This is a genomic window from Roseibium limicola, assembly GCF_017313085.1.
Taxonomy (GTDB): Bacteria; Pseudomonadota; Alphaproteobacteria; order Rhizobiales; family Stappiaceae; genus Roseibium; species Roseibium limicola.
Genome location: NZ_JAFLNF010000002.1, coordinates 106630 through 131154 on the forward strand (window position 1 = coordinate 106630; position 24525 = coordinate 131154).

Below are 24525 nucleotides of genomic sequence, written 5' to 3' on the forward strand. Positions count from 1 at the left end.
AAGAGGCTGGTAGGCTTGCTGCGGCATCATGGGAAAGTCGAATGCTATCCGAGTTGACGGTCACATCGCCGGGGTGATTGTCCACCCAAGCGCGCAGATCGCCGATTGCAAAGAGCAATTCACGGTCGTCTGGAGCAAGGTCAGTGAAGCTTCGCGGCCTCTGTCTTGCTGTGAAGCGCGAAAGCAGTCCTTGCTTGGCTAAAGGGAAGCTGATTTCGATTGCTGCGGCGGATGTGGTGAAAGTTGGCGTTATCTCAGACATTTTTTTTCGACCCAAGTTTCCCAGACCGCCAGCTTACGGCTTTCGCTCCAGTAATGGGTTTGCGAGAGCTTTGAGGAGGTCCGAATTTCTACCGCGTCGTACCTCAATCGATAAAGCTTTGGTGCTTTCGGATCATCGATCCGAAAAATATGTGTTTTGTAGTTGTGGCATCCATCTACAACGATTTTGTTGCCGATCCTCATTACCAAGAGAGAAAGGTCTTGAATGCCAACTTGTTTTCCAAAGCGCGTAGCAGCGCCGCCCTGTCTTCGTAACTGACGTGTCGCTGTTTCATATGCGTCAGCGCTAAATGCGACCCAGGCTTCATCGATCCGGCCGTCGTCATGCATGCTCAACCAGAAGTCTCGACGCGGCGGCCACATATGGTTCTTCTGCGATAGACTAACAATGTTGCAGAAGAACTCCATGTCTTCTCGCGTCATCCAGCGCAGCAGTACGGATTTCAGGTCCGGATCGAACCCGGACCAGATGCCGCCAGTATGCAGTCGGGGATCATTCCAGCCGGCGATGATCAGTTCTGACAATTCGTTGCGAAGGGCATCGGATGGCGTGCGATCGCGCCAAACCGCCAGAACGGCTTCGATCGCGGGCCCGGCACCAGTCTGAAGCACAGGGCCGTTCTCGGGGGCGAGCCAATTGAAGAGTTTTGATCGAGCATCTGCTTCGGCGAGGTCAGGTGCGAGACGCTCCACGAATGTATGGTGCGCGGCCTTTGCAAGCCCTGATGTATGGGGGGTGCTGAGACCCATCGTTTTCAGAGTTTCATAGGGGTGTTCTGCGCCGAGCATCACCTTTGCAAGCTCTTTGGGCGCTTCGTCAGGCCGAAACAGGGAAGGGAGCGCATCAGTCAGCTTTCGATTCCGACCGCCAATGTCTGCACTTCGCACGGCAAGCGCTTGCGCGAGAGTTCTGGTATGGGCCGCACCTGGCGCGAAACTATCCACGTAGACGCCCACCATACCGTCAAGAAAAGCACCCCTGTCACATGTCGAGATTTCAGCCAGATAAAAGTCACGGACAGGCCGTAGATCTGCACGTTCCCGCCGCTCCTCATCGAAAACGGCTACGGCAGCCGAAATGACACGCTGGGTGGTGACATCATCCCACTTCCAGTTCTGGACGCGGAACAGCATGTTGAGCGCAAGCTTCTCGCGATCTTCGGCCGAAGGCTTGCGCACAACGTCAGGCCATGTCGCCAGGATACTGCCCACAGAACGATGAATTTGATCGAGTGGGGGCAGGGCGCGAGTGTGCAATACGCCCTTTCGAGCGAGGAGTGCCCGCGTACTTTCGGGAGCTGCTTGAGTGTCACTCATGGGCGCGACCCAATTGCTTCAAGCGCCTCGCGGATGGTTCTGATGCCCCCTGTATCCTTTGGAGTGACCATAATGAAGCGCAGATCAATGCGGCGATTGGTGGATCGACCTGTTGGCGTTTCGTTCGACGTGACCGGGCGATCTGGTCCATAGGCGGCCACGGACAGAACCGGCTGGCGTTTGAGGTTCAGATGCCGCATCACACCTTGCGCCGCTCCAGTCATAGCAAAAAAGGTGCTATTCGCACGAGCCGCGGAGAGGTTGCGGTTCAATTGATCCGAACCAAGGTTATCCGTATGCCCCTCAATCTGCACTGCTTCAACCATGGCGAAGGACGGATTGCAGCTTTCGTCGAAACGAGAAGCCTCTCCTAGCGTGAAGCAGGGCAGAATTTCGTCGAGACGCGCAGCCAGCCTTGAAACAATCGCAGCCTTTTCTGAAGTCAGTTCCGGGCTTCCCGAAGCAAAAAGACCTTCTCCTTGAAACCTGAGGGCATCGCTTTCCTCACTCAGCTCGACCTTGAGGTCTGGAAAATCCGCAAGGATTGCGTCGCGCAGGCGGGTCAAGACCTCTCGCCGCGCCGAGGAAACCTGTGAGAGATAGGCCTCCAGAGGATCGACCTGTTTCAATCGCTCCAATTCAGACTTCAGTCGTTCTATCTGCTTGTCTTGATCCTTGATTCTTGCCTGAAGCTTTCTGATCAGCTTCTCGAGTTCATCGACGCGGCTGGTGAGGGCGGCGTTCTCCACTTTCAACTCGTCCCGCTCACGGGTCAAATCGGAGACCTGAGCCGTAAGCACTTTGACGGTCTGCAATGCCTCTGCCAAGTCGCTTTCGAGCCGGGCGATGGTCTGCTCGCGGGTCTCAGCCAGTGCCCGCCATTCGTCCCGGTCTGCGACCATCGCATCGAACCTGCTCAGCGGCACCGTTTCGGGATCTCGCGCCTGACTGGCAAAGAACGCCAGCAGGATCATCATGATGAACAGGAACCCGACGGTCATGTCGGTCATGGAGACGAAGGCGCTTTCTTCCTCCTCCTCGTGCCGGACCTGTTTTGCCTGAGCTCTCATGCATGGCTCCGCGGTTGCTTCGGCATGAAGTTCTCAGCTTGTTCAACGACCCCTTTAAGGGTGTCGAGGCCAGGCGCAAGCGTGTCCCGCATCTGGGTCACGTGATCCTGTGCCGTGCCCAGGGCGGCTTCGAGTTGGGTGTTGTAGTCCTTGATGGCTTGCCCCAGCATCTGGTCGATGTGATCGAGTTTTTCTGCTTCCTCGGAAAGCTGGGAGATCGCGGCGCGGGTTGCCTCAAGGTTTCGGCGGATGCCCTCGCGTTCAGTACCGAGGGCCATTTGAGCGCTCTCCAGAACATGCGCGGCGTTTTCTGCCACCGACGCAGAATTCTGCATGAGGGTCTCTGAGACGGTTTCCACAAGGTCGCCTACGCGGCGCAGGGTGGTCTCTATGCGTTCCTGCGATGTCCGAATTGGCTCCGCTGCTGCGGTCAGGCTCTGGCTCGCTGTGCGGAATCCCTCTGATGCGCCATGGATCGCATCGGCGCCAGTGTTCATGCCCTGTGCAGCGCTTTGCGCACCGGAGGCTCCACGCTGGACTGCGTCAGCCATTTCAGAAAGGCGATTTCCGATTTCTTCGAGCCGCGTCAAAAGTTTCTCACCGATAACTTCACCCATCTCGGTGCCAAGCTTGGCGATGTCCTGACTGGTCCGGCCGAAACTGTCGAGCAACGCGCGCCCTGCACCCGAGATAGCCTGGCCAGCTTCCTCAGTTGTGGCGGCCATTCGCTGTCGTGCCGCCTCGGCGCTTTCCTGGCTTGCCGTGTCCAATGCCGACCGGAAGCCTTCGGCTGCCTGTTTCATCTCGTTAGCGGCTGTCCGCATGGCTTCTGCACCTTGACCGGTATTGTCACGAATACCAGCCAGCGTCTCGTTCATGACGGATAGCATGCGTTCTGCGCCCTGGTTCATGGTGTCGGATGCCGTCTGCCCGCTGGCAGCAACTTCCGTACGCATCTCCGTGATCGCTCTTGCGATCTGATCGAGCGCATCGCGCAGGCCATCGCCGGCCTGGTTGTTGGCGCCATTCATCCGGTCGACCATGACGCCGATCCGGTCAGTGGCCTCCCCAAGGGACTCACTCGCCCGCGTCAGGGCATTGCCAACCGAGTGAGACAGCTGTTGGGACAAGTCACCTACCAGGCCCTCCATGTTGCTTGAGCTCATGGAGGAAACACGATCGAAAATCGGGTCCATCTTGCTGGAAATGGCCGTTGTGATGGCATCTGGCAACGCATCAAGCGGCTCGCGCAGCTGAGCGACGAGGCCGGTGCCGATTTCCCGTAAATGCTCCCGCTGTTCGGTGGCCGCGCGAAGTTGCCGAAAACCCAAGTCCTCCAAACTCACGAAAACGAGCCGTCGCTCTATTCCGGAGCATAGCCGATTGAGGGAGGCTTCAATTCTGTTCTGGCGACGACGAAGAAGCATTGTCATGGCGATCGAGCACACGAGGCCAACAAGCGACATCACAAACTTCGCTGATGCGATCTGCATGAAGTCTTGCATTGCCCCATCCATGCCGCCCGAGCCGGTGTTCATGGATTGCGAAAACTGATGCAGGGCAGCGACCAACCCTAGGAAGGTGAGGAGCAACCCGGAAGATACAAAGGTGTTCGGAATGATGCGGTAGAAGCCAGGCCCGAATTCAAGATCATCGACGTTCAGAAATGACGCCGGGCGGATCGAATTGCGCAACCGAAGCGGGCCGTCGAGGTCATCTGGAACGACGGTTTCGTTGAACTCGTCAAAAGCCTCCCAAACCTTTTCGCGTTGGTGGTTGGATTTATAATCGTCGTTCAATGAGGCTCGAAAATGATCGTAGCCTGCTGCGAAGTCATCAATCCCCTCGTGCTTGCGAACACGGCTGTTGAGGTCGTTCACTGCTCTCAACTGAAGCGACGTTCTACGCAGATAGAGGCAGGAAACGACGACAAGGAGGAGTAGAAACAAGCCTGCAATCACGCCCGGGGCGCTGTCAGAGAGCGTGAGGAGCTCGGCCAAATGGATGATGAAGTTTTTCAGCCAAAGGCCGAGCGGGCCGACATCCAGGTATTCCACTTGAAGCTCCTAAGAGTATGGTGCGATTAAAATCAAATAAGATAAGGCTAAAACGGCAAGAGCTTGGTAGATTGAGATTCCCAAAACACTGAATTATTTCATCTTTTTAGCGCGCTACAAAATCAGTTCTCGAAAATGAATGTGAATTTGAGTGTAATTTTTACTATGGGATCGTTTTTGGTGTGTCGAGCCATCTGGTACATTTTAATGAGTCGAAGAAATCTTATAAAATCGCCAATGATGCGTCTCTTCAGGTGACGGCTAGCCTAAAACGCAATCGCCCAACCAGCCATCATGAAGAGTTGGTTTTCACAGGCGCCTCTCTTGCGAACGTCCAGAACTGGGCTTGAAAAGCCAAGCCGATTCAGAGCTTAATCAGCCCTAGGTTGTTTTGGCAATGAGCATCTATCGAGTCTGCTCCACGCGCAAGAACAAGAAACAAGGAAACGTCGTGAGTATCGAGAAGACGCTGTTTGCCGCTGCTGACAAGATGCGCGGCTCCATGGATGCGGGCGAGTACAAGCATATTGCGCTGGGTCTCCTGTTCCTGCGCTATGTCTCGGTCTCCTTCAATCGCCTGCACGACAAGCTCAGCGCTGAAGACTATTCCCATCCGGAAGACCGGGACGAGTATCTGGCGGAAAACATTTTCTGGGTGCCGGAAGAGGCGCGCTGGCAGACCATTGCGCGCCAGTCCAAGGACCCGAGGATCGGCATTCTGATCGATGACGCCATGCGGGCGATCGAGAAGGAAAACGAAAGCCTGAAGGGCGCACTGCCAAAGGTCTATGGCAAGGAGAGCATCGACCGGGCCATGCTGTCCGGCCTCATTGATCTCTTCACCAATGACATCAAGCTGGAAGGCAGCCGCGCCGATTTCGATCTGATCGGGCGCATTTACGAGTATTGCATCGGCGAGTTCGCCTCCTCGGAAGGCAAACGAGGCGGGGAGTTCTACACCCCGAAGTCGGTGGTCGACACGTTGATCGAGATGATCGAGCCGACCAAGGGCCGGGTCTATGACCCCTGCTGCGGCACGGGCGGGTTCTTCGTCCAGTCGGAAAAGTTCATCGACGCCCATTCCGGCAAGAGCGACGACATTGCGATCTATGGTCAGGAGCGCAACCACACCACCTTCGGTCTGGCGCGCATGAACCTGGCGATCCGGGGAATCTTCGGCGATATCCGCTGGAACTCGGAAGGCACGCTGGTCAAGGATGCCTTCCCGGACGAGCGCTTCGATTACATTCTCGCCAATCCGCCCTTCAACATTTCCGACTGGTCGGGCGAGTTGCTGCGGGAAGATCGCCGCTGGCGCTATGGCGCGCCGCCGGTCGGCAATGCCAATTTTGCCTGGATCCAGCATATCAATGCGCATCTGTCCGCAAGCGGCATCGGCGGTGTGGTCATGGCCAATGGCTCCATGTCGTCCATGTCCGGCGGCGAAGGGGAGATCCGAAGGGCGCTGGTCGAGGGCGATGCCATTGACTCCATGGTCGCCCTGCCGGGCCAGCTTTTCTATGGCACCCAGATCCCGGCCTGTCTCTGGATTCTGGCGAAGGACAAGTCCAATGGCATCGCCAGGGACGCCAAGCTGCGGGATCGGCGCGGCGAGGTGCTATTCATCGATGCGCGGAAGATGGGCGCCCTGGTGCCGGGCAGCCGCAAGCAGAAGGAACTGTCGGACGCCGAAGTCCAGAAGATCGCAACGGCCTATCACGCCTGGCGCGGCGAGCCGGACGCAGGGGCTTATGAGGACGAAGCGGGTTTCTGCAAAGCCGCCAAGCTGGACGAAATCGCCAAGCACAATTTCGTCCTGACACCGGGCCGCTATGTGGGCGCTGGTGCGGTTGAGGATGATGGTGAACCGTTCGAGGAGAAGTTTAATCGCCTGATGGGCACGCTGCGGGAGCAGTTCGCAGAGGGACAGCGTCTGGAGCTCGATATTGAGGCTCGGCTGGGGGCGTTGGGATGAGTGAGTGGCGTGAGATCACACTTGGAGACTTTATCGCGCTTCAACGTGGCCACGATCTACCGTCGCATGATCGAGGCGACGGCGACGTTCCAGTCATGGGTTCATTTGGCGTAACCGGATACCATTCAATCCCAAAGGCGGATGGACCGGGCGTCACAGTCGGACGAAGTGGAGCATCCATAGGCACAGTCTCATTTATCGAAGAAGACTATTGGCCACTTAACACGTGCATGTACGTTACCGATTTCAAAGGGAACTATCCTCGATTTGTATTCCATTTCCTATCAACTTTAAATCTCGCAAGGTTCAACTCTGGTAGTGCCCAACCGTCTTTAAACCGGAATTATATTTACCCGATTGAGATAAGGGTGCCTGCATTTCGCGAACAACGCGAGATCGCGGCTATCCTCGGAGCGCTGGACGACAAGATCGAGTTGAACCGCAAGACGGCGGCGACGCTGGAGGAGATGGCGCGGGCGCTGTACCGGTCGTGGTTCGTCGACTTCGACCCCGTCTGGGCCAAACTCGAAGGCCGCGCCCCCGCCCACATGGACGCCGCCACCGCCGCCCTGTTTCCGGATCGGTTTGGCGACGAGGGGCTGCCAGAGGGGTGGGTCTTGACGCGAACGGAAGACTTGTCAGCGAAGATTGCGATGGGACCGTTTGGGTCAAACATCAAAGTTTCGACGTTTGTAGAGAAGGGGGTCCCGATCATCAGTGGCCATCATCTTCACGGAACAATGATGAAGCATGGTGACCATAAATTTATTATGGAGGATCATGCAGATCGTCTGAAGAACTCGAATGTTTTTGAGGGTGACATTGTGTTCACTCATGCGGGAACAATCGGGCAAGTTGCGATGATTGGCACTGGCTCCGGTTATGATCGGTTTGTGATTTCGCAGCGACAGTTCTTTTTGCGTCCAGATAAGAAAAAAGTCTCTCCCTTCTTTCTTCTAATGTTCTTCAAATCAGCTCGGGGACAACACGAGCTTTTGTCGAACGCCTCGCAAGTCGGTGTCCCGTCAATTGCCCGACCGTCTTCACACTTAAAGGCTATAGAGATTTGCGTTCCAAAAGCAGAGGTAATGAGGTGCTTTGACGAAGAGGTTTCTAGATACTTCCAAAAAATCTCTTTGATTGAGCAAGAAAACCAAACCCTCGCCACCCTCCGCGATACGCTTCTGCCGCGTCTCATGTCTGGAGATCTCCGCGTCGGCGAAGCGCGGGAACAGGTGGAGGATCTGGTTGAATGACGCTCAACCTCCAGTATATGCGCCGTTTCGTCTGTCAGCGGGCCGCCTGGGTCCGGAAACTGAACGGCCGCGCTTCAAGATAGAGAGACCGCCAGAGCGTCGGGGTTAGACACCCCCGCAATTCCCGCTACAGTATTTCAGATATTTCAATGCTCTGACTAGACTACGGATTTTTTCAGAAAGATGTAAGTAATGTTTCAGGTCAACCGTTCCGAAAACCGCCTGCGCAAACTGGAAGAAAAGCGCTTTGCTGATCTTCAACTGCGCGAACGGGAAGATTTGCAGGAATGGTTGGCCAACCAGCCAGATGCCCTCGGCGAAGAGCTGCTGATCATCCAGAAGGAGTTCGACGGCTTTGCGGATACGCGGGAGCGGCTCGATCTTCTGGGGCTCGACAAGGACGGTCATCTGGTCGTCATCGAGAACAAGCTCGACGATTCCGGGCGTGATGTTGCCTGGCAGGCGTTGAAATACACCGCCTATGTCTCCAGCCTGACCAAGGCGCAGATCATCGATATCTATCAGCACTACCTCGACCGCTTTTGCGGCGGCGGCAATGCGGTTCAGTCCATTTGCGACTTTCTGGAGGTCGAGGAACTGGACGAGGTGGTTCTGAACCCGGGCAACGACCAGCGCCTGATGTTTATTGCTGCCAATTTCCGCAAGGAGGTGACCTCAACCGTGCTCTGGCTGCGTGAACATCAAATCGATGCCCGTTGTTTCAAGGTTATTCCCTATGGCTTCGGCGAGGAGCTTTTTGTCGACATCCAGCAGGTGATTCCGACGCCAGAAGCCGCTGATTTCATGATCAGCATGGCGGAAAAAGAAACAGAAGAGAAGACAGCCAAAGGCGCCCAGCGGAGAAGCCATCGTCTCCGGTTTGATTTCTGGGAGCAGGCCCTGGAAGCCCTGCGCGCTCGGGGACTAACCCGTTACAACACCATCAACCCCTCAGGGGCCAATTGGCTGAGTTCAGGCACTGGCGTTTCCGGCTGTGTCTACAACTTGATCTTTTCGCGCGATGAAGCCCGTGTGGAGCTCAGCTTGCAACGGGCAGATCGAGACGAGAACAAGTGGATGTTCGACGAGCTGCTCGCTCAAAGGGAGGCGATCGAAAAACGCTTCGGTGCGGAACTTAACTGGAAACGGATGGACGACAAGAAGTCCTGCCGGGTGGAGTTTCCTCAACCCTTCGACGGCTTTGACCGGGAAAACTGGCCTGACATGATCGAGTGGCTGGGCGACCATATCGACCGGTTTGAGAATACGTTCCGGGATCCTTTGCAGAGATTGAACCAGGCCATGAAATCTGGCGAAAGGGCAATCTGATGGCGTTTTTCGCGGAAGCGGAGCTTGAAGAGGTGTTTCTTCAGGATCTGGAAAAGCTTGGGTTTGCCAGACAGCACGGGTCAGAGATTGCGCCCGACATGCCGTCGGCGATGCGGGCGAGCTATCGCGATACGATCCTTGCGCCTGTGCTGAAGGTTGCGCTCACCCGCCTCAATCCTGACCTGCCGGAGAGCGCGATTTCCGAGGCACAGAAGCGGATCGAGGACGGCGTCTTTGCCACCGATCTCTTGCAGGAAAACCGGCGTCTTCATAACCTGATGGTGAATGGCATTCCCTTGACCTACTACGCTGGTGGCGAAGAGCGAAACGCCCGCGTTCAGGTTGTCGACTGGGAGGATGCGAAGAACGACTGGCGGGCGATCAATCAGGTCGATGTTGTCGGCAAGACCCCTCGCGTGCCGGACGTCGTTCTGTATCTGAATGGCTTGCCGCTGGTGGTCATTGAGCTCAAGGGCATCGATGGGGTAAATCTCGAAGGCGCCTTTCGTCAGATTGAGACGTATAAGAGCGATATTCCCGATCTCTTCCGCACCACGCTCTTCTCGGTGATCTCAGATGATGTGTCCGCTCGCTACGGGTCGCTCTCTGCCGGTTTTGATCGCTTCATGCGCTGGCGCACGGTTGATGGCGAAACCATCGCCTCGCTCAGCGCGGCGCTGGAACTGGAAACCCTGACGAACGGTCTTCTGAATCCGCGCACGCTTCTGGACATGTTGCGCGGGTTCGTCGTCTTCGAGGATGAAGGCAAGGGGCCAATCAAGAAGATTGGCGGCTACCATCAGTTCCATGCTGTGCGCAAGGCGGTTGATGCTGTCCTCACCGCGCGTGGGCGGGACGGCAGGGGCGGGGTGATCTGGCATACGCAGGGCTCCGGAAAGTCTCTTCTGATGACCTTTCTTGCCGGTCGGGTGATGCATCACCGGGACCTGGAAAACCCGACGCTTCTCGTCATCACCGACCGCAACGATCTCGACAACCAGCTGTATGCCACCTTTGCCCGCTGCAAGGATCTTCTCGGCGAGGAACCTGTCCAGGCAAATAGCATAGGCGAATTGAAAACCCTGCTGGGCCGCGAAGTCGGCGGGATCATCTTCTCGACGATCCAGAAATTCCGCCCGGAGAAGGGCGAGTTGTTCCCTGAGTTGACCGGGCGCTCAAACGTCGTGGTGATGGTCGATGAGGCGCACAGGACCCAGTATGGTTTCGAGGCCAAGCTGAACAAGGAGACCGGCGAGGTCCGCCACGGACTGGCGCATCAACTGCGGTCTGCGTTGCCAAATGCCGTCTATGTGGCCTTTACGGGCACGCCGATCGATCTGGTCGGGGCCAACACCCGTGGTGTCTTCGGCGAGTATATCGACGTCTATGACATTGCTCAGGCAGTCCAGGACGGAGCGACCGTGCCGATCTACTACGAAGCGCGGGTCGCCAAGATCGAGCTGGACGACGCAATCGTCGAAGATCTGGACGAGGACTTTGAAGAGGCCACAGAAACCCTCGACGAGACTGAGGCCACCAGCATTGCCAGGAAATGGACCCGTGTTGAAGCTCTGGTCGGTGCAGACAAGCGGTTGGACGCTGTGGTTCAGGATATCCTGACCCATTTTGACGCCAGGCTGAAAGCTATTGACGGCAAGGCCATGATTGTCTGCATGAGCCGGCGCATTTGCGTCGAGGTGTATAACCGGATTATCGCGACCCGGCCGGACTGGCACGGCGAGACGGACGACGATGGTGCGGTCAAGGTTGTGATGACTGGATCAGCGACGGATCCATTAGAATTTCAGGCGCACATCCGCTCGAAGAGCCGACAGGAAGCCATCCGAAACCGGTTCAAGGATCTGGGTGACGGCCTTAAACTTGTCATCGTCCGTGACATGTGGCTCACCGGTTTCGACGCTCCCTGCATGCACACGCTCTACGTCGACAAGCCGATGAAAGGCCATGGCTTGATGCAGGCGATCGCGCGCGTCAATCGGGTCTTTCGCGACAAGCCATCCGGGTTGGTAGTCGACTACATCGGGATCGCCTCCGACCTGAAGAAGGCGTTGTCGCACTACTCACAGACCGACCAGGCACAAACGGGCATCGATGAGCGCGAGGCGATTGCAGCCTTCCTGGACGCACTGGATGTTGCCCGCGCTCAGTTCCATGGCTTTGACTATAAGGCGGCGCTTGGCGGCACGCCTGATCAACGGCGTCGAGTGCTGCCGGGTGCGCTGGACTTTATCCTGAGCAAGGAGCAGCAGGAGGACACGAGCGTCGGTGCCGTACGGCGTTTCCGCAATTCCGTGGCAGCGTTGGTCAAGGGCTTCAAGTTGGCAGCAGGCAGTCCGGCGGCATCGGAGAGTGCAGAGGAGGTGGCGTTTTTCGTCGCCGTACGTTCGGGCCTTGAAAAACTGGGAGCCGGGTCTGGTCAGGGTTCGTCACACAGTCCGGACTTTGCGATCCAGCAACTGATCAACAACGCTGTCGCTTCAACCGAGGTTGTCGACATTCTGGAATCCTGCGGATTTGATCGTCCTGATATCAGCGTCTTTTCCGAAGAGTTCATGCTCGAGCTGCAAAACATGCAGCACAAGAACCTCGCCGTTGAAGCACTCAGGAAGCTTCTGAACGGAGAGATAACCGCTAAAACGCGGACCAACGTTGTTCAGAACGAGGTGTTTTCCTCTCGACTTGAGCAGGCAATCGCACGCTATCACAACAGGAGCATCGACGCTCTCCAGATCCTTCAAGAGCTGATTCAGATCGCGAAGGATCTGAGTAAGGAGCCGGAGGATGGGCTGACCCCTCAGGAGCGCGCTTTCTATGATGCGCTGGCCCAGAATGTGAGCGCAGTTGAGGTCATGAGCAATGAGGAGCTTCGTATCATCGCGACCGAATTGGTTACGACGATCAGAAACAATTCGGGGGTGGATTGGTGGCGGCGTGAAAACGTGCGCGCCAAAATGCGCATTGCTGTGAAGAAGATCCTTCAGAAACATGGCTATCCGCCTGATCTGGCCTCGGAGGCCATCAAGCTTGTTCTCAAGCAAGCAGAGGCGCTCGCTCAGAGTGTATCAAACTGAAAGACGCCGCCTCATTGGGTTGCCCATTCACTCCGTCGGCGTTTCAACAGTTTGAACTAGGTTTCTGTTTCCATTGAGGCCGATGTCGAGTTTGAGTTCACGACGACGCGTAAAAAGCGTATCTTCGTGCTACCCTGGAAGGGCCATTCGCTCAGTGAATTTGTCTAGCCAATGAACCGTTTCTTTGTCGTTATCTGGCGCGGAGCTTGCCCGTAAGCGAGAGACAGAAGGGGGGAGATTGACACTGGTTTTTTTCCCGGACCGGCTTATTGCTTACATGACGATAACTCCCCATTCTTCCAGGGAGCCTTCCTAAGTTCGCGTGGCCGCGTCATGGGCCCAATACGCCAAAGATTTCGCAGCCAACAGCGACAAGAATGAGTGAGTGAAGGCGGGGGAGCAGGTCACGGCTTATGAGCTCTGTCGATCAAACACCTAAGTTTCATGTTGCATCCATGTTGCACGGATTTGCCGGAACCCTAGGGAGATGGCAGGAATCTGCCGAACTTTGATGCAGCAAAGCTGCAACATGTACTGACGTATTTCAGCGCATCAGGTTCGGAAAATCATTGATTTTATTAAGATAAAGTTTGGCTGGGGAACCTGGATTCGAACCAGGACTAACAGAGTCAGAGTCTGCGGGTCTACCGTTAACCTATTCCCCAACAGGCGAGCTGGTCTCGCTGAGCGGCTTTTGGGCAAAGCCGCCGCGGCAGTGCGCCGCTGTTGTTGGAGGCGGTATATAACCATCCCGCTGCCGGACGCAAGTGCCTTCGATTTTTTTTGTCGGCTTTCCACAGACACGCCGTATCGAACGCTTGTCACACCTCATGTGCAGCGCATTTCCGCTCGCGTCCAGCCCGATGTTCATCCGTCGTCGAGACCTCATAGGGGCGGGCTCTTGGGTCTCGAGCTTGCCGCTTTCAAAGTGGAGTACAGACAACTCTGCCCGATAGATTGCCCCCCATGGTAATCTGAACTAGGCGCCGACGCCGAGAGCTGATAAAGTCCCTGTCAACGAAGCAATATTGCGCGGGGCCGGAAACACGCCAGGATTCGCGCAAATAAAGGCAAAATACGTGACTGATTCAGCTCAGGATCCTCCCGAATCTCGGAAGGAAGCCGCTGATCCGTCCGGTTCCATTTCCCGCTCAGGACAGCGGGCCAATTCCCGGCGCAAACGGCGCCGTAGTCGCAACGGCAAGGTTCAGGGCACTGCAGACGTGCCTGATCAGAGCAAAGCCGTTTCGGAGCAGGACCTGACAGGCCATGGCCGTCGGTCCGCCCGCAAGGGCAAAAGCCATAAGGGCACCAAGGCCGGAAATCCGGCTGCCGGCGCCCCTGCTGGGAGACCTCGGTCCGGGCCATCGGCCTCCGGTTTCGACGGAACTCCGGCAGTTGCCGCAAATGATGCCGCGCGAACTGGCCGGCAGAAACGGCATTTTGGCGCTTCTGGAGGAGGGGGCAAGACCTCCTCCGCGACAGGTCAAGAATTGATGACGAATTCGGGCCCAGGCTCGAATTCCAGTTCTGGCCCGGAAACCGTCCCGGTTTCGGCTTCGGCCGCGGGAAATGGATCTTCGGAAGGATCGGACCCACGAAGCGCAGCCGCCGGCCAGACACGGGCGGGAGTCTCCAATCGCGGCAAGGGTGGTCGAGGACGATCGCGCCGTCGCGGCCGCAATCGGAAAGGGACGCCGGAGCCTGCTCTGGAGCCAAGCCTTTCGGCTGACCGGACAACTGCGCCGGATCACCTGCAAGCGGGACACGTCGGGCAAGCGGGACACGTCGGGGCAGAAGCTGGCCCGTCCAGCCGTCATGACGACCCGTGGCGCCAGGAGCCGGGATCTCCGGAATCTATGCCGAATGACATCCTGGATGCGGGGCCTTCCTCCGAGACCGCAGGCCGGAAGACACTCGTTGAGCCGGCTGAAACTCAAGCCGCAGGACGACCGCCACGTCGGTCTGGTCGTCGACGGCGGGGTGCTGGTCCTGGTGGAGGAGCAGAGGTTCTTGGCACCGGAGCACGCGGAGGGGGACGTGGGCAGAGTCATGGTGCGGTGGCGCAGACCCCTGGAGACAGCGGGCGCAGCGGGCAAGCGGCGGATTCGTCGCCCGGTTCTCCCGCACGATCCTTCAGCCGGTCCGACGCTCGATCCGAGCCCGTTCCTCAGGCCGTGTCTCCGACAGACCCGGCTACCAGTGGGAGCAGACCGCGGCACGCAGACACCCCCGCACGCGGGCGGCAGGTCGGGGCGAACGGGGTGGCCAACGGCCACTCCCATGGTCAGGCCACAGGACCGCATCGGGATCGCCGTCGCTCGGCATGGGGATCAGAGGGCAATCGCGCTTCAGGACCTTTGTATGCGGCGCTGGATCTGGGCACCAACAACTGTCGCTTGCTGATTGCGCGCCCGGATGACCGGGGGTTTCGGGTCGTCGATGCTTATTCGCGGATCGTGCGTCTGGGTGAGGGGGTCGGTCGTACTGGTCTCTTGTCTGAAGAGGCTATGGATCGGGCAGTCGACGCGCTCGGCAATTGTCAGCGCAAGTTGGTCGAGCGCGGGGTGACCAAGGCCCGTCTGATTGCAACGGAAGCCTGTCGGGCAGCCGGCAATGGCGACGCGTTCATCGAGCGGGTAAAGCAGGAAACCGGAATGGCGCTGGAGGTGGTCAGTCGTGAGACGGAAGCACGTCTTGCGGTGGCCGGTTGCGTCACCCTGGTTGATCCTGAAGCAAACGGCGTGATCCTGTTTGATATCGGCGGCGGTTCGTCCGAAATTGTCTGGCTGGATCTGCGCAACCGATGCGGGGCGCGTGGCTTCGCTCTGACGCGCTTCGTCCGTTCCTGGGCCTCGTTGCCGGTGGGTGTCGTCAATCTGGCTGAACGCCACGGCGGTGTCGATGTGACCTACGCAGTGTTTGAGGCGATGGTCGATGACGTGGCGAACCATTTGAAGGACTTCGCTCTCGGCGATGATCTGACGGCTGCAATTGGTGCCGGCGGCGTCCACATGTTGGGCACCTCCGGCACTGTCACGACACTTGCCGGCGTGCACCTTGGTCTGAAGCGGTATGATCGGCGCAGGGTCGATGGTGCATGGCTGGAAAATGGCCAGGTGGGCGACATGATTGATCGTCTGAGGGAAATGTCCTACGAGGAGCGCATCGACAACCCCTGTATCGGGGCGGACCGGGCCGATCTTGTGCTGGCGGGCTGCGCTATTCTTGAGGCCATTCGTCGTCGGTGGAGTTGTGAACGCTTGCGCGTTGCCGACCGTGGGCTGCGCGAAGGTATTCTGACAGAACTGATGGCCGCCGACGGGGTGTGGTCCAAAGGCAAGGGCGGGCGCACAGGCTCCCGCAAAAGAGGCAAGACATGACCGGATCAAGCAAGGGCTCAGGCGACCGCGGTTTTCACGTCAAGGTGAAGACGTCACGCGGGCGCCGGGCTTCGTCCACCCAATGGCTGCAGCGGCAGCTCAATGATCCGTACGTGCGGCGTGCCAAGGCCGATGGCTATCGCTCCCGTGCGGCCTACAAGCTGCTGGAGATCGACGACAAGCACAAGCTTCTCAAGCCAGGCTATCGTGTAGTCGATCTTGGGGCTGCCCCTGGCGGTTGGTGCCAGGTGGCCGCAGCCCGCGTCAAATCGGCGGAAGATGCGCCCAAGGTCGTCGGCATCGACTATCTGGAGATGGACCATCTGCCCGGCGTGACCTTTCTCCAGAAGGACTTTCTGGACGATGATGCCCCGGCTGCGCTGCTGGAAGCACTGGGCGGGTATGGTCCGGACGTGATCTTGTCCGACATGGCGTCCCCGACCACGGGTCATCGTCAGACGGACCATTTGCGCACGACCCATCTTTTTGAAGTCGCCATTCACTTTGCCGAGCTCAATCTGGTGCCCGGTGGATCGTTTCTGGCCAAGGTGTTCCGTGGTGGAACGGAAAATGAATTGCTGCAGCAGCTCAAGCGGTCGTTCAAGACGGTTTCCCATCTGAAGCCCCCGGCGAGCCGCAAGGAAAGCCCGGAGCTTTACGTGATCGCCAAGGGGTTCCGCGGCCGTCCGGAAAACCTGTCTGGTCATGGGGACGACACCGACGCATGATGCGGCTGGCGATCTGACACACTGTGGTTTGAGGTGCTGCCGCAACCGCAACACAAAGTCACGCTGACCTGACGGATCAGGGCGACAGGCACTGTAGACAAGATCAAGGAACACTCGCCCTCAAGAGGCGGGTGTTCCTGCATTTTCGGTCAGTTAAATCGGCGCCTGCAGTCGATAGGCTCTTTCCAACCTGTCACCTGCATGGTATTGACCCGCGCCAACTCCTCCGGCACAGCCGAACCACATCCAGCGATGCAAGAACCCTCTCGGTCCTGCGTCGTTTCGAGCCTATTCAAGTTAAGGGGAATTGGCGCATGGCCACATTTTACGTTCCGTCGACCGGTCCGGAAGCTCTCACTTTCGACGACGTCCTGCTGATTCCCGGGCATTCGGAAGTCATGCCGGCACAGACCGACCTCAGGTCACGCCTGACCAAGGAAATGGAACTGAACCTTCCAATCATTTCCTCGGCAATGGACACTGTGACCGAAGGGCGTCTCGCAATCGCCATGGCGCAGGCTGGCGGCATCGGCGTCATTCACCGAAACCTCTCCCTTGATCAGCAGGCTGAAGAAGTCCGCATGGTCAAAAAATTCGAGAGTGGCATGGTGGTCAATCCGCTGGTCATCGGACCGGACGCGACCCTGGCTGAAGCCCTCGACGTAATGAAGCGTTTTGGCATTTCCGGAGTTCCGGTGGTCGAAAACGGCGGTTCCGGTGGGCAGTCCGTCGGTCGTCTGGTCGGCATCCTGACCAACCGCGATGTTCGCTTTGCCTCCAATCCGGACCAGAAAGTCTACGAGCTGATGACCCGGGAAAACCTGGTCACAGTGAACGACAGTGTCAGTCAGGAAGAAGCCAAACGGCTCTTGCATCACCACCGCATCGAAAAGCTGTTGGTGACGGATGTCAATCAGAACTGCATCGGTCTGATCACTGTCAAGGACATGGAAAAGGCGCAGCTCAACCCGAATGCGTCCAAGGACGATCAGGGCCGCCTGCGGGTGGCTGCGGCGACCAGTGTTGGAGACGAGGGTTTCGAGCGTGCCGAAAGACTGATTGATGCCGGCGTTGATCTTGTCGTCGTTGACACCGCCCACGGTCATTCCCAGCGTGTTCTCGAAATGGTCACCAAGGTGAAGAAGATTTCCAGCTCGACCCAGGTTCTGGCGGGTAACGTTGCAACCGGTGAGGGCACAAAGGCGTTGATCGATGCCGGAGCCGACGCGGTCAAGGTGGGTATCGGGCCGGGGTCCATCTGTACAACGCGCATCGTCGCCGGTGTCGGCGTGCCGCAGCTGTCAGCCATCATGGATTGCGTGGCCGAAGCCTCCAAGCAGGACATTCCGATTGTCGCTGACGGCGGAATCAAATATTCCGGCGATCTGGCCAAGGCGATCGCTGCCGGCGCATCCACTGTCATGGTCGGCTCGCTGCTGGCCGGCACTGAGGAAAGCCCGGGCGAAGTCTACCTGCATCAGGGCCGGTCTTATAAATCCTATCGTGGCATGGGCTCCGTCGGCGCCATGGCGCGTGGCTCGGCAGACCGCTACTTTCAGGCGGAAGTGCGTGATACACTGAAGCTGGTTCCAGAAGGTATTGAAGGTCAGGTCCCATACAAGGGAATGTTGTCTTCCGTGCTGCACCAGCTTGCCGGTGGACTGCGTGCTGCCATGGGCTATTGCGGTGGCAAATCGATCACCGATTATCAGGAAAAAGCCCGGTTCGTCCGGATTTCCGGTGCCAGCTTGCGCGAAAGCCATGCACATGACGTGACGATCACTCGGGAAAGCCCGAACTACCCGTCCAACGTCTAAGCTTCTTTAAATGAATGAGAAGGCGGGATTCTTGTCCTGCTTTCTCGAAAGGGTATTGAAATGAAAGATGGCGGTCGACTATCCGCAGCCATTGAGGTTCTGACCGAGGTGGAAACCCGTCATCGGCCAGTCCAGATGGCATTGCGTGACTGGGGGACTTCCCACCGGTTTGCCGGCTCAGGTGACCGAACTGCCATTGGCAATCTCGTGTTTGATGCCTTGCGGCATCGCGCAAGCTTGTCGGCTCGGCTTTCCAGCGACACACCGCGCATGGCGGTGCTCGGCACCTATGCGCTGACATGGCGCAATGGAACCGAAGGTTTGCAGGCGGCTTTTGAAGCTGACAGCCACGCACCTGAGCCTGCGACGGAAGACGAGATTTCGGCGCTCACAGCTGCCGCTGATATCGTTCCCGAAGGCGCTGCGGCCGCAGACGTTCCGGCATGGCTTTGGGAGTCGTTCCAGGGCGCCTTTGGCGAAAAGGCCGAAGCCGAAGGGCAGGCACTTGCCACACGGGCGCCGATTGATCTGCGAGTTAACACGCTGAAGTCCGACCGCGAAAAGCTGCTCAAGAAGCTGTCCCACATCAATGCATCTGCCTCGGCACTGACTCCGACCGGCATTCGCGTCGTGGCAAAGCCGGGCGCCGCACGTATGCCGCATGTGCAGGCCGAGGAAGGCTACCAGAAAGGCTGGTTTGAACTTCAGGATGAGGGCAGCCAGTTGGTCTCGCTTCTGGGTCAGGCCAAGCCAGGTCAGCAGGTTCTCGACTTTTGTGCAGGCGGTGGCGGAAAGACGTTGGCACTGGCTGCCAGCATGGGCAACAAGGGGCAGATCTTTGCCTATGACGCAGAACGTCTGCGCCTTGCGCCCATTCATGACCGGCTGAAGCGGGCAGGTGTTCACAGCGTTCAGGTCAAGGATCCGGCAACCACGGATCTGAAAGAGCTTGAAGGCGCCATGGACCTGGTCTTCATCGACGCACCTTGCACTGGAACCGGCGTTTGGCGTCGTCGTCCGGACAGCAAGTGGAAGTTGTCGGAAAAGGCCTTGTCCGATCGTCTGGAAGACCAGATTGCGGTTCTCGACCGGGCTTGCAAATATGTCCGCCCCGGCGGACGTCTGGTTTATGTCACCTGTTCGGTTTTGCCACAGGAAAACACAGATCAGATAACGGCCTTCCTGGAGCGCAATTCCGAGTTCGAGGCGCTGTCAGCTCTGGAAATCTGGAAGCAGGTGCTGCCTGAGTGCAAGGAACCGGAGTACGTCAACGAGCGTGGTGACGTTTTGTTGACCCCGGCAACGATGGGAACCGATGGATTCTTTGCCGCCGTGATGACGCGCAAGGCCTGATAGTCACCGATAGATTAGCCGACAAAGCATCGCCGGCCAGAAGCCATTCCGAGATCTGCCATCAGGCCGGTATCAGGATGGCTTCTCTTCGTCGGGGGCGGCGGAATTCAGCTCATCGCCAAGATCAGATTCCAGTGCCAGATCATCGGGCAGGGGCCTGCTCTCGGGCCGACTGGTTTTCTGTGGTTCAAAAGTGACTTCCGCAACGCCGGAATCGTCATCTTCGTCGTCGGAGAGGTTCTCCGACGTGCTTTGTTCCAGATTTGCCGCTGTCGCCCGCGCAGCAAGGGTTTGCTCTGCGTCCGCAGCAGCCTTGGCAATCTGGTTTTTCAGCCCCTCGGCCAGCGCTTCGTCGCGCGACGCGGCCGTCAGGACCTGACGCGCCATCTGGCCCTGTTTCAGGGCCGCCAGGCAAGTGCCGAGCGTATTCAGCACATTGGCATTGCGCGGAGCCAGCTGATAGGCCTGAAATACGTCCACCAGGGCCGCATCAAGGTCTCCGGCCTTGCGGTGAAGCGCTGAAAAGCGCAGCAGCAATTCCGGCCGCTCAGATGACTTGCAAGCTTTCAATGCCTTGGAGAGCGCGTCACGTGCCCCCTCCAGATCGCCGCTCGCCATGCGCGCATCGGCCAGAGTGCGCAATGGCAAACTGGCCTGCGGCTCCAGTGCATGGGCTTGCGCGGCCAGAACCGCGGCCTCGGCAAACCTGCGTCGGCGCAGATACAATTCCGCAAGCCCGGTGATGGCCGGCATGTGAGTTGCGTCCAGCTCCAGCGCCTTTCGGAACGAGGCAATGGCTGCAGAGCCTTGCGGGTCCTTGGATTGCGATCGGGCAAACAGGGTGCGAACCGGTGCGCTTTGCGGCAAAAGCTCCACCAGCTTCTGGGCCGGAGCGAAGGCGGCTTCCGGTTTGTTCAAATCAAGCTGGACGCTGGCCAGGCCATATAGCGCATTACGGTTGTCTGGCTGCAACCCGAGCACTTCCTTGAAGTTGGCCTCGGCGGTAGTCAGATCACCCATCAGGTATTGGCAATTGCCAAGATTGGCCCGGGCGGGAACATTCTCAGGTTCGATGAAGACGATACGGCGCAATTGCGACAGCGCTTCATCCAGATGCCCGGCACGCATCAGTGCGGTGGCGGTCCGAAAAGCAATATCCAGATTGTCCGGCGCATCTTCCAGCGCCTGCAAATAGGCGGCGAGTGCGGCATCGGACTTGCCGTTGCGCTCGTAATAGAGGGCACGTTCGAAGGCTGCTTCGCCAGGAGGGGGCAGGGAGTCGCTCACCAAGGGAATCAATCCTTATCTTGAGCCTCTATTGAAGCGGATTAGCGGTGAAAATGGAATCAGGCAAAACGGGTTCTCCAGCACCCATTTGGGACAGCTTGTTTATGTCCATTTGAAGGGCGGTATGAGCCATGCAGGAGGAACAGCCTGGAAAATCCTCAAAAACAGTTTGAGAGGCTGAATTTCAGCCTTCAAATTGGCTAGGGAAGCGGGTAGAAGCAGCCCATGACACAGCATGATCGCCTCCTCATTATCGACTTCGGCTCCCAGGTTACCCAGCTGATTGCCCGACGTCTGCGCGAACTCAATGTCTATTGCGAAATCCATCCCTATCAGAACGTGACGGATGCGTTTCTGGACGAGTTCTCTCCCAAAGCCGTGATTTTCTCCGGAGGCCCGGACAGTGTTGTCCGTGAGGGATCCCCGCGCCCGCCCAAGACCGTCTACGATCTCGGTGTTCCGATCCTCGGTATCTGTTACGGCCAACAAGTCATGATGCATGACCTGGGCGGCAAAGTCGAAGCGGGCGAAAGCCACACGGCAGAGTTCGGTCGGGCTTTCGTCTCACCGACCCCGACCATCATCGACCTGTTGCACGGCTGGTTCAAGGCTGAACGTGAGCAGGTATGGATGTCGCATGGTGATCATGTCAGCGAGATCGCACCGGGCTTTGAGGTCTATGGCACCTCGCCGGGCGCACCGTTTGCCGTCACTGCCGATTTGAACCGCAATTTCTTTGCCGTGCAGTTCCATCCGGAGGTGCATCACACGCCGAACGGCAAGTTCCTCTATGAGAACTTCGTGCGGATGGCGGGCTTTACCGGCGACTGGACAATGGGCGCCTACCGCGAGGAAGCGATCCGGCTGATCCGCGAGAAGGTTGGCGACAAGAAGGTCATCTGCGGTCTGTCCGGCGGCGTCGACAGCTCTGTTGCAGCGGTTCTGATTCATGAGGCCATTGGTGATCAACTGACCTGCGTGTTTGTTGATCATGGCTTGCTGCGTCAGAACGAAGCCGACGAAGTGGTCAAGATGTTCCGCGACCACTACAATATTCCGTTGATCCATGCGGACGAGAGTGAGCTGTTTCTGGGCGAGTTGGAAGGCCAGTCCGACCCGGAGACCAAGCGCAAGATCATCGGCCGGCTGTTCATCGACGTATTCCAGAAATACGCCAACCAGATCGAAGGTGCCGAGTTCCTGGCTCAGGGCACGCTCTATCCGGATGTGATCGAAAGCGTTTCCTTCTCCGGCGGTCCTTCCGTCACCATCAAGTCGCATCACAATGTGGGTGGTTTGCCGGAAAAGATGGGCTTGAAGCTGGTTGAGCCACTGCGCGAACTGTTCAAGGACGAAGTCCGCGCCCTGGGCCGTGAACTTGGCCTGCCGGACAGCTTCATCGGCCGCCATCCGTTCCCGGGTCCAGGACTGGCGATCCGTTGCCCTGGCGAAATCACGCGGGAAAAGCTGGAAATCCTGCGCAAGGCCGATGCGGTCTACATCGACCAGATCCGCAAGCATGGTCTGTATGATGAGATCTGGCAGGCGTTCGTGGCGATCCTGCCCGTCCGTACAGTTGGCGTCATGGGCGATGGCCGCACCTACGACTTTGCCTGTGCCCTGCGTGCGGTAAACTCGGTCGATGGCATGACGGCAGACTATTATCCCTTCAGCCACGACTTCCTTGGAGAGACCGCCACGCGGATCATCAACGAGGTCAAGGGGATCAACCGGGTGACCTACGACATCACCTCAAAGCCTCCCGGAACCATCGAGTGGGAGTGAGTTCTGAGCTCAACGAAAAGGCGCCGCAAGGTGCCTTTTTTATTTGGCTCACTGCCTCTTGTTTCATCCTTTGCATGATCGGTGTGCGGCTGCTTGCAGGTGGAGAGGCGGGTTTGGCTTGCTCGAGGTTTAAAGTCCCGGATTTGAGAGAAAATACAACATTGGTGCTTATTGAAACCGTTTGACGAGTTGCCCATGAATCCCGTTGACTTGGTCTTGAACCAACCGGGCAAAGGTAAACGTCATGCGGGCCAGTCATACAATCGATCTGCCATTGTCGTGGCAAGCAATTGCCGGCGTTGCCCGCGGCTTGGATGTCGTGCTTTCCGAACCGGCGAAAGACCGGATCCGCCGATCCCGCGATGCGGCTGAAAAGCTGATGTCGGACAACACGCGCTGTTATGGCCTCAACACCGGGGTTGGTGGTCTGTGCAATGAAGTGATCGCGCCGAGCGACCGCTCCCGGCTTTCTGAAAACATTGCCTTCAGCCATCATGTCGGCGTTGGTCAGCCACTCTCACGTGAACAGACACGCGGACTGCTGGCGGCAAAGATCAATCTTTACGCGTTGGGGTATTCCGGCATTCGGCTGGAGGTTGTCGAAAGGCTCTGCGCGTTTCTCGACAATGATTGTCTGCCTGTCATTCCCGCCAAGGGTTCGCTCGGCTATCTCAGCCACTCCGCACCGGTGGCTTTGTCTGTCTTTGGAGAAGGCGATGTATTCCTGCGCGGCGAGCGGATGACCGCATCACAAGCCTTGTCGGAACTCGGATTGGCGCCGCTGCAGCTGGAGGCCAAGGAAGGTCTCAGTCTCGTCAGCGGAACCGGTTGTGCCTCCGGCTTTGCGGCACTGGCGCTGTCCCATGCTCATATGTTGCTCGACTGGGCAGATGCCGCCGCTGCCATGAGTTTTGAGAACCTGCGGTGTGATCCGGAAGGACTTTCCGCCCGAACTCTGGCCCTGCGACCAAGCCCAGACATGGCGACAGTCGGCGAAGCGCTACGGTTCTATCTCCGGGGAAGTCAACTGGCGCAGGGACCTGGCCTCAACCCAACACAACCGCCTTTGAGCTTGCGGGCAATTTCGCAAGTGCATGGCGGTGTGCGCCGGGCCGTACGTATGTCCGGTGAAACACTCGATCTGGAATTGGCCAGTTGCACCGACAATCCGGCGATATGGGAAGACAATGGCGAAGTCCATATGGCCTCTCAGGCGCATACGGTGGCGGCCGAACTTGCAATGTCTCTCGACAGCCTTGCCTTGGCGCTGGCGCATATTGGCGTCATCAGCGAAAGGCGTATTGATCGGCTGGTCAATCCGATGGTCAGCAACTTGCCGGCTTTTCTCGCAGCCGCCGGTGGCCTGCATAACGGCTTTCAGATTGCCCATTATACGGCGGTCTCTTTGGTCGGGGAAAATCGCCGACTGGCTCAACCGTCGAGCCTTGATGGCGGCGTGACCGCAGGCCTTCAGGAGGATTATCTGGCCCATGCGACGCCTTCGGCACTGAAGGCACTCGACCTTCTGGAAAACATTGAAACCATTCTGGCCATTGAATTGCTGTGTGCCGCCCAAGCTTATGATGTGCAACCGTGCGGGGCACAGGGCAAGCGCGGGCATGGGACGGAAGGCATTTATCAGTATATTCGCGAAGCCATTGGCGCCTATGACGACCGCCGACCACTGGCGAAAGACATCGAGATGATGCGCCGCCTCATGTGGATGATGCCCTATCCTGCCAGCATGGCGTCGAACGTCTCCCTGTCGCCAACACAAAAACCGGAAGTTTGAGC

The 24525-nt window shown here is 57.9% G+C and carries 14 protein-coding genes and 1 tRNA gene; 10 read left to right on the forward strand and 5 right to left on the reverse strand.

Annotated features, from left to right (window positions below; genetic code table 11):
- Window positions 1–249: 249 nt before the first annotated feature.
- Genes J0X15_RS04060 through J0X15_RS04070 form a run of 3 tightly spaced genes read right to left on the reverse strand, consistent with a single transcriptional unit; the run spans window position 250 to window position 4726 of the window.
- Window positions 250–1599, reverse strand: a complete 1350-nt coding sequence (locus J0X15_RS04060) for an EH signature domain-containing protein (protein WP_206938430.1) — start codon at window positions 1597–1599, stop codon at window positions 250–252.
- A complete protein-coding gene (locus tag J0X15_RS04065; RefSeq protein ID WP_206938431.1) occupies window positions 1596–2669 on the reverse strand; it encodes an OmpA family protein in 1074 nt (357 codons plus the stop codon). Before J0X15_RS04065 ends, J0X15_RS04060 begins: the two co-directional genes overlap by 4 nt.
- Window positions 2666–4726 (reverse strand): hypothetical protein, encoded by a 2061-nt coding sequence (locus J0X15_RS04070; protein WP_206938432.1) that lies wholly within the window; start codon window positions 4724–4726, stop codon window positions 2666–2668. The genes J0X15_RS04065 and J0X15_RS04070 overlap by 4 nt, the downstream gene beginning before the upstream one ends.
- Before the next feature lie 451 nt (window positions 4727–5177).
- Here J0X15_RS04070 and J0X15_RS04075 point away from each other — a divergent pair, with 451 nt between their 5' ends.
- The 4 genes from J0X15_RS04075 to J0X15_RS04090 all read left to right on the forward strand — a co-directional run bounded on the left by J0X15_RS04075 (window position 5178) and on the right by J0X15_RS04090 (window position 12378).
- Window positions 5178–6701, forward strand: coding sequence for a type I restriction-modification system subunit M (locus J0X15_RS04075; RefSeq protein ID WP_331461878.1), 1524 nt, complete (start codon window positions 5178–5180; stop codon window positions 6699–6701).
- On the forward strand, window positions 6698–7957 hold the full coding sequence (locus J0X15_RS04080) for a restriction endonuclease subunit S (RefSeq protein WP_206938434.1): 1260 nt from the start codon (window positions 6698–6700) through the stop codon (window positions 7955–7957). The genes J0X15_RS04075 and J0X15_RS04080 overlap by 4 nt, the downstream gene beginning before the upstream one ends.
- A 192-nt stretch (window positions 7958–8149) precedes the next feature.
- Window positions 8150–9286: a DUF4268 domain-containing protein gene (locus J0X15_RS04085; protein ID WP_206938435.1), complete on the forward strand. Its 1137-nt coding sequence runs from the start codon at window positions 8150–8152 to the stop codon at window positions 9284–9286.
- Entirely contained in the window at window positions 9286–12378 is a 3093-nt protein-coding gene (locus tag J0X15_RS04090) for a type I restriction endonuclease subunit R (protein WP_206938437.1), read from the forward strand. Before J0X15_RS04085 ends, J0X15_RS04090 begins: the two co-directional genes overlap by 1 nt.
- A gap of 591 nt (window positions 12379–12969) precedes the next feature.
- Here J0X15_RS04090 and J0X15_RS04095 read toward each other — a convergent pair.
- Window positions 12970–13043 (reverse strand) — tRNA-Gln (locus J0X15_RS04095).
- Window positions 13044–14237: 1194 nt separating this feature from the next.
- Here J0X15_RS04095 and J0X15_RS20015 point away from each other — a divergent pair.
- The 4 genes from J0X15_RS20015 (at window position 14238) to J0X15_RS04115 (ending at window position 19659) form a co-directional block, all read left to right on the forward strand.
- Window positions 14238–15761: a Ppx/GppA phosphatase family protein gene (locus J0X15_RS20015; RefSeq protein ID WP_209015072.1), complete on the forward strand. Its 1524-nt coding sequence runs from the start codon at window positions 14238–14240 to the stop codon at window positions 15759–15761.
- Window positions 15758–16489 (forward strand): RlmE family RNA methyltransferase, encoded by a 732-nt coding sequence (locus J0X15_RS04105; RefSeq protein WP_206938438.1) that lies wholly within the window; start codon window positions 15758–15760, stop codon window positions 16487–16489. Before J0X15_RS20015 ends, J0X15_RS04105 begins: the two co-directional genes overlap by 4 nt.
- A gap of 314 nt (window positions 16490–16803) precedes the next feature.
- The gene (gene guaB / locus J0X15_RS04110; protein WP_206938439.1) at window positions 16804–18306 is read left to right on the forward strand and encodes an IMP dehydrogenase; all 1503 of its coding nucleotides are present in this window, start codon (window positions 16804–16806) and stop codon (window positions 18304–18306) included.
- A gap of 60 nt (window positions 18307–18366) precedes the next feature.
- Entirely contained in the window at window positions 18367–19659 is a 1293-nt protein-coding gene (locus J0X15_RS04115) for an RsmB/NOP family class I SAM-dependent RNA methyltransferase (RefSeq protein WP_206938440.1), read from the forward strand.
- Window positions 19660–19731: 72 nt separating this feature from the next.
- On the opposite strand, the gene J0X15_RS04120 is transcribed toward J0X15_RS04115, so the two are convergent.
- Complete coding sequence (locus tag J0X15_RS04120; protein ID WP_206938441.1) at window positions 19732–20946, reverse strand: tetratricopeptide repeat protein; 1215 nt, start codon at window positions 20944–20946, stop codon at window positions 19732–19734.
- Between the two features lie 225 nt (window positions 20947–21171).
- On the opposite strand from J0X15_RS04120, the gene guaA reads away from it, so the two are divergent.
- Both guaA and J0X15_RS04130 read left to right on the forward strand, forming a co-directional pair.
- Window positions 21172–22731, forward strand: a complete 1560-nt coding sequence (gene guaA / locus J0X15_RS04125) for a glutamine-hydrolyzing GMP synthase (protein WP_206938442.1) — start codon at window positions 21172–21174, stop codon at window positions 22729–22731.
- Between the two features lie 244 nt (window positions 22732–22975).
- Window positions 22976–24523: an HAL/PAL/TAL family ammonia-lyase gene (locus J0X15_RS04130; RefSeq protein WP_206938443.1), complete on the forward strand. Its 1548-nt coding sequence runs from the start codon at window positions 22976–22978 to the stop codon at window positions 24521–24523.
- Window positions 24524–24525: the final 2 nt, after the last annotated feature.